Origin of the sequence: Streptomyces sp. NPDC001634 (genome assembly GCF_040298185.1) — a bacterium.
Lineage (GTDB): Bacteria > Actinomycetota > Actinomycetes > Streptomycetales > Streptomycetaceae > Streptomyces.
Window position 1 is genome coordinate 242,431 of sequence record NZ_JBEOZU010000001.1, and the last position, 10,040, is coordinate 252,470.

The following is a 10,040-nucleotide window of genomic DNA, read 5'->3' on the forward strand; positions in this document are numbered from 1 at the left end:
TCCCCTATTTCTAAGCCGTTTTCTACGCCGCCGAGCGAGCGCCCTGGCCGGACCCGGAGGTCGCGTCGCGGTACCAGTACTCGAGGGTCAGCACATGCCACAGATGCTTGGAGAAGTCCTGCTGCCCCGCGGCGTCCTCGGCGACCATCCGCGCCAGCGCGTCGCGGCGCAGGAACCCGGAGCGCACCAGCTCGCCGTCGTTGACCACCTCGCGCACCAGCGGTGCCAGGTCCCGGCTCATCCAGGCGCGCAGCGGGGCGCTGAACAGGCCCTTGGGTCGGTAGACGATCTCCCGGGGCAGGACCGAGGTGGCCGCCTCCTTGAGGACGGCCTTGCCCTGTCGTCCGGCGATCTTGCGATTGCCGGGCACGGCGAACGCCGCCTTGACCACCTCGACGTCCACATACGGCACCCGTACCTCGGTCGACGCGGCCATGCTGGAGCGGTCCGTGTACGTGAGGTTCAGGCCCGGCAGGAACATCCGGGCGTCGGTCAGGCACATGCGGTTGACGAAGTCGTCGAGGTCGTTGTCCTGGTAGACGTCCGCATGTTCGCTCAGCACGTCCTCGGCCGTCCCGGCCAGGTCCGGACCGAGCAGGGCGAGCAGCTCGTCCTGGTCGTACATGGTGTAGCTGCGCCGGAACGCGGTCTCCTCCGGCAGATCGGCGAAGGAGAGGAACCTCTTCGCGAAGCGCACCGACCGGTACCCCCGGCGGGACGTGGCGACCGGCAGCCGGTCCACGACCCCGGACACCCCGCGGCGCAGTGGCCGCGGGACGCGCTGGTAGCGCAGCGCGATCAGGTTGGCCAGGTGCTTGCGGTACCCGGCGAACAGCTCGTCGGCCCCCATCCCCGAGAGCATCACCTTGACCCCGGCCTCCCGGGCGGCCGAGCAGATCAGGTACGTGTTGATCGCGGCGGGGTCGCCGATCGGCTCGTCCAGGTGGTACGTCATCTGCGGCAGCAGGTCGAGCACGTTCGGGGCGATCTCGATCTCGTGCAGGTCGACGCCGAACCGCTCGGCGACCTGCCGGGCATAGCGCAGGTCGTCCGGCATCGCCTCGAACTTGGCGTCCTCGGCGCGGAATCCGATCGTGTAGGCGGAGATCCCGGGTTGGTGGCGGGCCGCAAGGGCGGTCAGGTAGCTGGAGTCGAGGCCGCCGGAGAGGAAGGTCGCCACGGGTACGTCGGAGAGCAGGTGGCGCCGGGTCGACTCCTCGACGATGGCGGCCAGGTCCGGCTGTTCACCGCTGCGGGCTCGCTCCCGACCCTCGGCGGCGACGTCCTTCAGGTTCCAGTAACTGCCGTGCTCCACCCGGCCGTCGGGCCGGATCCGCAGCCAGCTGCCCGGCGGCAGCTTCTCCGCCTCGCGGAACGCGCAGCGCGAGTCCGGCACCCAGTAGTAAAGGAGCGAGGCCACCAGCGCCGCATGGTCCACCTCCAGCGATCCGCCGGTCGCGGCGGCGAGCGCCTTGAGTTCGGAGGCGAACACCAGGCCCTCGCCGCGCCGGAGCAGGAACAGCGGCTTGATGCCCAACTGGTCGCGGGCGAGCACCAGTTCACCGGTGCGCTCGTCGAAGATGCCGAACGCGAACATGCCGCGCAGCCGGGGCAGGCAGTCCGTGCCCCAGCGCCGCCAGGCCTCAAGGAGCACCTCGGTGTCGGAGGTACCCCGGAAGCGTACCCCGGCGGCTGCCAGCTCGGCCCGCAGCTCGGGCGCGTTGTACAGCTCGCCGTTGTACGTCAGGGCGAGGCCGTCCGAGACCATGGGCTGGGCGCCGGTCTCGGACAGGTCGATGATGGCCAGCCGACGGTGCCCGAGCTGCACTTCGCCGCCACCGACGGGGTGGCCGTAGCGGCCCGCCCCGTCCGGGCCGCGGTGGGCGAGGGTGTCGGTGAGCCGGTCGGTCACGACCTTTCCGTCCGGCCATCGGTAAGTACCTGCGATGCCACACATGTCCTACCGCACCTCCTGGTCGTTGTCCGGACCCTGTGCGGCCCACACCGGCAGCCGTTCCGTCCGCCGCCCGCTCATCCCGTTCTGCCGGGCCGGTATCTCGCTGCGGCCGCGCAGCGCGGTGTGCAGCCCGTCCCACAGCGTGCCGTCGGTCCGGTCACGCGGATCGGGGTCGATCAGCACCACACCGATCACGGGTATGCGCTGGTCCGCGAGCTGCCGCGCCACGGTGTGCAGCCATGCGGCGCTGCCGTGCCCGGCACGCACGACGAGCACTGTCTGGGTACCGAGATACCGGAGGTCGGTCCATGCCGTGCCGGGCGCCACCGTGCCGACGCCGATCCGGCGTCCCTGAGGCGACACGGTCTCGGCACGCTCGCCGCTGACCACGGTCGGGTCTCCCGGCTTCGGGCGGCGCTTGGCGAGCTGCGGGCCGGGCAGGCCATCGATGACGACCACTGGCCCCTCCTCCGCCAGTGCCCGGGCGAGGCTCAGGGCGATCCCGCTCGTGCTGCGCGCGCAGCCCAGTTCCAGCAGCGACAGCGGCTCCGCGGAGCCGCGCACGGTGCGGGCCAGCGTCGTGGTGAGCCGTTCGCGTTTCACCCGGGTTCGTCGGCGCTGCCACGGCCTCCCCGACCGGCGGGGCAGCTCTGTGATGACCGAGGCGCCGAGGTTCGCCGCGATGTCCCGGCGCAGCACGGGGCGGTCCGCCACCACCACGCCGACCGCGGCCAGCGCGAGCCCGAGGAAGAGCCCTAGGACGAGTCCGATCACGGCGTTGGTGACGGCGGCCTTGGGCAGGGAGTGCCGCACCGCGCGCGGGGCGTCCACGATCTGCGTGCCGGCGATGAGCTGGGGCGTGCCGATGCGCGCCTCCTCGGCGCGCTGGGCGAAGTCGGCGATCCGCGAAGTGAGTTCGGCCCGGCGGGCGAAGAGCGACTCGGTGCTCGCCGACGCTTTCGGGTTGCTGTCCGGCGATCGGCCGCCGATCTCCTTGTTGACGTCGGCGAGCTCGTTCTGCATGCGATCACGCTGGGCGATCAGGCCCTTGGCCTCGGCGTCCGCGATGTCCCGTATCCGCTTCGCATGGTCCGCGACGAACGCATCGGCCAGTGCCTTGGCCCGGGCCACCGCTTCCGCGTCGGTGGCACCTGTCACATCGATCTGGAGCACGTTGTTCGACAGTCCCGTGCCCCGGTAGTCCTTCATGAAGTCTTCCGCTTTTTCCGGGGACTTGAGGGACCGCAGGGCCTGGTCGGCGATCCGCGTGGTCCCCAGCAGCTGGACGTCGGTACGGATCAGCGTTCCGGTGTCGTTCGGCTGGTCCTCCTGATGCGCGACCAGCACCTTGGTCACCGCGGCCGGCGCCGGCGGCATCAGGACCGCCACCGCCGCGCCGATCAGCAGTCCGAGCAGCGCCATCGCGGACCAGAGACGGCGGCGCCTGCGGACCGCCACCACCAGCGCCTGCAGGTCGATGAGCGGGGCGGCGGCCGACGACTCCGAAGTCGTGCTCGTCGTCATGCTGAACCTCCCGTCGCATGGCCGCGAACCGCGAACGTCAAAGTGGCCTCGTCCGAAGGAAGGCCGGGAGTCCGCCCGTCCGAAGGAAGGTCGGCAGTCCGCGTCGGACCGCTGCGGACCGCGGCGGCGACGACGATGCCGACGACCTCGTGCCTGCCGTCCGCACACGCCTCGGCGATGCCGACGAGCTCCTCCGCGGTCCAGCTGCCCGCGCTGAGGACGACCAGGGCACCGGACTCCGTGTTGCGGTCCGGCACGATCGGCCGGTCCACCGAGACCTCCACCACCCGCAGCAGCGGATCGCTCTTGGCCTCGGCGACGAGCTGCCCGGCGGCCCGGCGGGCGACCTCGTCGCCTTCCGGTACGACGACCAGCAGCCGCCGGGGGGCCGGCAGCTGTTCCCGGAGGCGAGCGCACACCCGCTGGTAGCGGATCCGCCTGTCGGCCTCGTCGCCGGACCTCTGCGGGGTCGGTATGTCCCACCGGGTGTCGACGCCGAGAAGTCGGCGGATCCGGGCCCGTCGGCCACGGCTTTCCGGCCGGTCCGCGCGCCGTTCACCGGGCACGTCGACGGTCCCGAGCAGCGCCGAGCCCAGCGCCGCGGCGATCCCCGGTTCGGTGCGCAGCCGACGGCTCACCCGTGCGGCGGCGAGATGGCCGATGACCCCGAGCAGGAAGAACAGCAGCGCCCCGCCGACGATGAGCTGCATCCTCGTCGGCGCTGCCGCGCCGGTCGGCCGGGGCGACGGCCCCATGACGACCATGCTGGCCTTGTTGGTCGCCGGGTTGGCCTCCTCCAGCTTCTTCATGGCGTCCTGCAGAGAGGTGCGCAGCTTCTCGAGCTCGGTGCGGGCCTGCACGCTCTCCACGGTCTGCCCCGGATTGGCCGCATTGGCCAGGTCGGTGATGCGGCGGTTGGTCTCCGCCATCTTCTTCTGCAGCGCCTCGGTCTCCGTGGCCACTGCGGGGTCGGCACTGCCGCCTGCGATCTGCGCGGCGAAGGTGACGAACTGCTGGGCCACCTGGTCGGAGAGCCGCTGCGCGCGCTCCGGGGTGTCGGCTGTGCCCGAGATCTTGATGATGTTCCCGTCGGCGGCCTTGGCGCTCACTTGACTCTGCAGTTCGACGCCGCCGACGCCCTTCCAGCCGAGCGTGTCTGCCGCGCGGTCGACCACCGCCGAACTGGTCGCGATGTCCACCTGAGTCAGCAGTTCGCGCTCCTCCCACAGCCCCGGCAGCAGTACCGATGCCGACGCCGTGTACCGCGGCGGAAACACCAGCACCGAGCTGCCGTAGCCGACGAGCGCACCCACCACGGCGAGTACGGCGAGAAGCCGCCACCGCCGACGGAGAATCCGTCCGATCGTGACCAGGCGGATCGTGTCATCACTCAATGGCGCGGCCTCTTCCCCGTACGGACCGGCCCACCTGCCGACACCGGAGCATGGTCCCGGCAGGCGGCGGCGTAGGCGGCGAGCAGCGACGCTTGCGAGTTGCGCCAGGAGAGCGGGCCGCTGATCCGCTCCTGGCCGATCTTGCCCATCCGGGCCCGCTTCTCCGGATCGTCGAGGAGCAGCGCGATGAGCCCCGCGAACTCGGCCTCGTCGTTGGCGGGCGCGTAGAGGGCGGCGTCACCGGCGGAGACGCGCGCCTCCCGGAGGTCGAACGAAACGATCGGCCGCCCCATCGCCATGTACTCCAGGACCTTGTTCATGGTCGACACGTCGTTGAGCGGATTGCGCGGGTCGGGGGAAAGGCACACGTCTGCGGTGGACAGGTAGCGCACCAGGTCGGCGTCCGGAATGCGCCCGGTGAACTGCACCTGCTCGGAGAGACCGAGCCGCCCGGACAGCTCCACCATTGCGTCGAAGGCGTCGCCGGAGCCGACGAACACCGCATGCCAGTCGGTCCGTCCGAGCTCGTCGCGCAGCTTCGCAAGGGCCCGCAAGGCGTAGTCGACGCCGTCCTGAGGGCCCATGACGCCGAGGTAGCACAGAAGATGGGGCTTGCCGCGCTTCAACTCCGGCTCGGGCGGCACCGGTTGGAACCGGTCGACCTGGGGCGCGCTGCGCACCACGAAAACGTCCTCCGGCCGCTTGCCGCCGCGGAGCAGCGCGACGTCCCGGTAGCTCTCGTTCGTGGCGAGCACGATGTCCGCGGCCCGGTAGGTCCGCCGTTCCAGCGCGCACACGCCGCGGTAGAGCAGATCCTTGCCGCGGTCGAACCGGGAGAGGTACAGCTCGGGTACCAGGTCGTGCTGGTCGAAGACGAACCGCGCGCCGCGCCGCTTCAGCCACAGTGCCGGCAGGAACAGCAGGTCGGGCGGGTTGCAGGCGTGGACCACGTCGACCGGGCCGACCTTGCGGGCCAGCCGGGCCGTGTGCCACAACGCCGATCCGTACTCCTTCAGGTAGCCGGCCGGCCCTCCGGTGGCCGCGCGCAACGGGTAGCGGTGGATCCGCACCCCGTCGATCACCGCCTCCAGCTCCGTGTCCCGTTTCTCCCCGCGGGGACAGATGACGTGCACCTCCCAGCCCGCGTCGCGCAGCGTCGTGCACTCCTGCCACACCCGCCGGTCGAACGGCACCGACAGGTTCTCCACCAGGATCAGCGCGCGCCGGTCCGGCCCGTCGCCGCTGGTTGCGTTACCAAGCAAGGCCCATGTACCCCGGTTCGGTCCGGCGCGCCTCGGCGTCGGGAAGGCGGATGAGGTCGACAATCACCGGGCCGTCGCCATGGGGCAGCGCCGACAGCACGGCCGGATCCCTGGTCCCGACCAGGCACACCTCGGCGTGCTCGAGCACCTCGTCGACGGAGTCTGCGAGCAGCTGCGCGAGGTGCGGCAGCCGGCTCTCGATGTACTCGCGGTTCGCGCCGAGCAGCCGGGAGAGGCTCACATTCGCGTCGTAGATCTTGAGGTCGTAACCCTTGCCGAAGAGCCTCTCCGCCAGCTCGACGAGCGGGCTCTCGCGGAGGTCGTCGGTGCCGGGTTTGAAGGACAGCCCGAACAGGCCCACCCGGCGCTTGCCGGTGCGCTCGACCAGGTGCACAGCGCGCTGCAGATGGTCGGAGTTGGAGGCCAGCACGTGGGAGAGGATGGGCACCGAGACGTCGGCCCGCTGCGCCGCGTGGACCAGGCTCCGCAGGTCCTTGGGCAGGCAGGAGCCACCGAAGGCGAAGCCGGGCCGCAGGTAGGCGGGGCTGATGTTCAGCTTGCGGTCGGCCAGGAACACGTCCATCACCTGGTGCGAGTCCACCCCGAGCGCCTGGCACACCGCGCCCAGCTCGTTCGCGAAGCCGATCTTGAGGCCGTGGAACGCGTTGTCCGCATACTTGATCGCCTCGGCCGTCGGGACCGGCACCCGGAACACCTCGCCGGGCAAGCCGTCGTACAGCGCCATCACCGCATCGCCGCTTGCCGGGTCGAGCTCGCCGATGACGGTCTTGGGCGGGTCGAAGAAGTCCCGCACGCTCGTGCCCTCGCGCAGGAACTCCGGGTTGACCGCGACCCCGATGTCCACCCCGGCCGTGCCGCCGACGTTCTTCTCCAGAATCGGCACCAGCAGATTCAGGCAGGTGCCCGGCAGCATGGTGCTGCGGAACACGACGGTGTGCCGCCCGCCCCGCTCGGCCAGCGCGGCGCCGATCTGCTCGGTGACCCGCTCCAAGTACGTGGTGCACAGGCTGCCGTTGGGCTCCGACGGCGTGCCCACGCAGACCAGCGACACCTCGCTGTCCATGATCGCCTCGCGGACGTCGCCGGTAGCGCGTAACGCTCCGGTCCGCACGACCTCGGCGATGAGCTCGCCGATCCGCTCCTCGACGACCGGGGCCTTGCCGTCGTTGACCAGGTCGACCTTCACCTGGTTCACGTCCACGCCGATGACCTCGTGACCCATGCTGGCCAGGCACGCGGCCGACACGCAGCCCACGTAGCCGAGCCCGAAAACGCTGATCCTCATGACCCGTTCCTCCCCCCGGGCAGGCCCTTGTGGCCTGCGGTCCCCCAAGTCAGGCCCTTGTGGCCTGCGGTCGGCACGCCGGCCGGACGACGATTTCCGCGCATCAGTAGGCCCCCTGCCCATAGACCACCGCACGCAGCGTCTTCCACAAGATCACTGTGTCCAGGGCGAGCGACCAGTCCTCCACGTACCGCAGGTCGAGCCGGACCGCCTCCTCCCACGACAGGTCGCTGCGTCCGCTGATCTGCCACAGGCCGGTGAGTCCGGGCTTGACCAGCAGCCGCCGCCGGATGTCCGGGTCGTACGCAGCGCACTCCTCCGGTAACGGAGGCCGCGGACCGACGAGCGACATCGATCCGGTGAGCACGTTGAAAAGCTGCGGGAGCTCGTCGATCGAGTACCGGCGCAGCACTGCTCCCACCCGGGTCACCCGCGGATCCCGGCGGAGCTTGAACAGCGGGCCGGCACCCTCGTTGCGGTCGGCCAGCTCGGCACGTGCCCCGTCAGCCCCGGCGACCATGGTGCGGAACTTGAGAATGGTGAACTCGCGGCCGTCCTTGCCGACCCTGCGCTGGCGGTAGAACGCCCCACCCCGACTGTCCACCAGCACGAGCAGCCCGACGAACACCATCAGCGGCGCGAACAGCATCAGCAGGACCGCCGCGCCCATCCGGTCGACGACCCCTTTGATTGCCCGGCGGCCCCCGCTGAAGGTCGGCATGCTGACCCTCAGCAGCGGGATCCCGAGCACCGCGTCGACGTGCAGCCGCGGGCCGGCCACCTCCATCAGCACGGGGGCCACCACCATCTCGGCGTCGGTGCCTTCGAGGTTCCAGGCCAGCCGCTGCAGCCGGTCCGGTGACCAGTGCGGGTCCGCTGTGACCGCGACGACACGGTAGCCGTCGCCGTGGACGTGCTTGGCGACGTCCCCCAGTCGGCCGACGACCGGCACTCCGTCCAGTAGGTCACCGTCGAGCCCGGGACCGTCCGTCGTGCACACCGCATCCACCCGCCAGCCGAGGTGCGGGAACTTGCGGGTTCGGGTGATCAGGTCGCGCACGGTGGCCGGGCTCCCGGCAGCCAACACCGGTCTCAGGCACCGTCCTTCCTTCCGCTGTTTGTGCAGCGAGAGGCGCAACAGATAGCGCGCGGTCATGGTGACGAGCGCGATCGCGGGGATCGCGACGAAGATCCAGAGCTTGATGTTGCGCGAGGTCAGGGCGATCCCGCCGAGCGCCAGTACGACGGTCGCCATGAACAGTGAGCGTCCGAGCCGGCGGAATTCCTCGGCGCCCTGGCCGAGCACGGCCGGAGCCCACGACCGGCTCACCGCAAGCGCCCCCAGCACCAGCAGCTCGGTGCCGAATGCGAGAATTCCCCACTTCTCGTGCCAGTTGGCCGCGTCCCGGGCCCCGAAGAAGTTGCCGATCGCCCCCACCACGAAGGCGGTGGCCACGGTATCGCTGGTGATCACAGTACGGCGGTACCGCTGCTCCCAGTCGATCGCGGGCTGGCTGATTGCCCCGTTCGTCAGACGCCCGATCGCCGACGGAAACGGGCTGACTCTTCCCCCATGCCGCACAGAACCCCCCCAGGTCCCCAGTGGTTCGACGTGTTCGCCCAGCACTGTTCCTCTCGGGAGGCCCCCGCCCCCCGATGCCGCGCTGTTCCTCCCCTCGGGAGGCCCCCGCCTCCCGCGCCGCGCTGTTCCTCCCCTCAGGAGGCCCCCGCCCCCGCGCCATGCTGTCCCGTGCATGACATACCGGCTATTACAGAGCTACTTCAACAACCCACCCTGGCGGCTGCAGGCTCGCATGTCCTGCCAGACTCTCGAGGCGCGCGGGAACCCGTCGAAACCTCGGGTGCTCCCCGCACCCAAGGCCCCTCTCGGGCTCCAAGAATTGATCACCCACACGTCCGGCGCCGGGGAAGCGACTGCTGGCTTTCCGTAGCGCCGGACCTATAGATCATCATTCGTCGCCTCGTGTCCGAACATGTGAAGCACGGGTCAATCTAGACCATCGGGGCCGGAATGAAGAGAGGATGTGTGTAATTCGTGTTGAGGCTTTGAGACTTGATCCACCGATCGGTGACGGCCCATGGGTGCCTTGACGCCACCGCGCGCTCCAGCAGCTCGCCCGGCCCCCGGGCGCGGCTTCTACGCGGTAGTGATCGCGAGCTGCAGCGGGCCTTCTACGGCGCCCAGTTCGCGTCCAAGGGCGAGCGCAACCGCCTCAAGGTCCGGGTGCATGCGGCGATGTCGGCCCAGGCGCTGATGGAGGGGCCCCAGGTCTCCCCGGTGCGGCGGGCCGCGACATCGAGGCGGCTCAGGGGCCGGTAGGTGGTGACCAAGGCGGGGCCGACGAGCTCGTCGGCCGCTCTGGGCGAGGCGCTGGTGTGGAGCGCTGGTGCGATCCGGTGGTTCAGCGGGTGACCAGCAGGCCGCGGCCGCGCAGCACCCACCGCTCCAGCGGGCTGAAGATCAGCAGGTCGATGGCGATGCCGACGAGCAGGATCAGGAAGATGGCCAGGAACACCTGCGGCATGCTGGAGTTGTTGCGCCCGTTCTCCAGCAACTGGCCGAGTCCGACGCCGAG

The 10,040-nt window shown here is 70.4% G+C and carries 7 protein-coding genes and 1 pseudogene; 1 reads left to right on the forward strand and 7 read right to left on the reverse strand.

Annotation, left to right across the window (positions count from 1 at the left end; genetic code table 11):
• Positions 1–22: 22 nt before the first annotated feature.
• The 6 genes from asnB to ABT186_RS01260 form a co-directional block, all read right to left on the reverse strand.
• The gene (asnB, locus tag ABT186_RS01235; protein ID WP_351228385.1) at positions 23–1,957 is read right to left on the reverse strand and encodes an asparagine synthase (glutamine-hydrolyzing); all 1,935 of its coding nucleotides are present in this window, start codon (positions 1,955–1,957) and stop codon (positions 23–25) included.
• A gap of 3 nt (positions 1,958–1,960) precedes the next feature.
• Positions 1,961–3,481 (reverse strand): Wzz/FepE/Etk N-terminal domain-containing protein, encoded by a 1,521-nt coding sequence (locus ABT186_RS01240; protein WP_351922856.1) that lies wholly within the window; start codon positions 3,479–3,481, stop codon positions 1,961–1,963.
• A complete protein-coding gene (locus ABT186_RS01245; protein WP_351922858.1) occupies positions 3,478–4,875 on the reverse strand; it encodes a Wzz/FepE/Etk N-terminal domain-containing protein in 1,398 nt (465 codons plus the stop codon). Before ABT186_RS01245 ends, ABT186_RS01240 begins: the two co-directional genes overlap by 4 nt.
• The gene (locus ABT186_RS01250; protein ID WP_351922860.1) at positions 4,872–6,137 is read right to left on the reverse strand and encodes a glycosyltransferase family 4 protein; all 1,266 of its coding nucleotides are present in this window, start codon (positions 6,135–6,137) and stop codon (positions 4,872–4,874) included. The genes ABT186_RS01245 and ABT186_RS01250 overlap by 4 nt, the downstream gene beginning before the upstream one ends.
• Positions 6,127–7,443 (reverse strand): nucleotide sugar dehydrogenase, encoded by a 1,317-nt coding sequence (locus ABT186_RS01255; RefSeq protein ID WP_351922862.1) that lies wholly within the window; start codon positions 7,441–7,443, stop codon positions 6,127–6,129. Before ABT186_RS01255 ends, ABT186_RS01250 begins: the two co-directional genes overlap by 11 nt.
• A gap of 103 nt (positions 7,444–7,546) precedes the next feature.
• Positions 7,547–9,025 carry a sugar transferase gene (locus ABT186_RS01260; RefSeq protein WP_351922864.1) on the reverse strand — a complete coding sequence of 493 codons (1,479 nt, stop codon included), beginning with the start codon at positions 9,023–9,025 and terminating at the stop codon, positions 7,547–7,549.
• Between the two features lie 492 nt (positions 9,026–9,517).
• Between ABT186_RS01260 and ABT186_RS01265 the strand changes: the two genes are divergently transcribed.
• Positions 9,518–9,784: a hypothetical protein gene (locus tag ABT186_RS01265; protein ID WP_351922866.1), complete on the forward strand. Its 267-nt coding sequence runs from the start codon at positions 9,518–9,520 to the stop codon at positions 9,782–9,784.
• A gap of 82 nt (positions 9,785–9,866) precedes the next feature.
• Here ABT186_RS01265 and ABT186_RS01270 read toward each other — a convergent pair.
• Positions 9,867–10,040, reverse strand: a pseudogene (locus ABT186_RS01270) (ABC transporter permease); the annotation flags it as partial.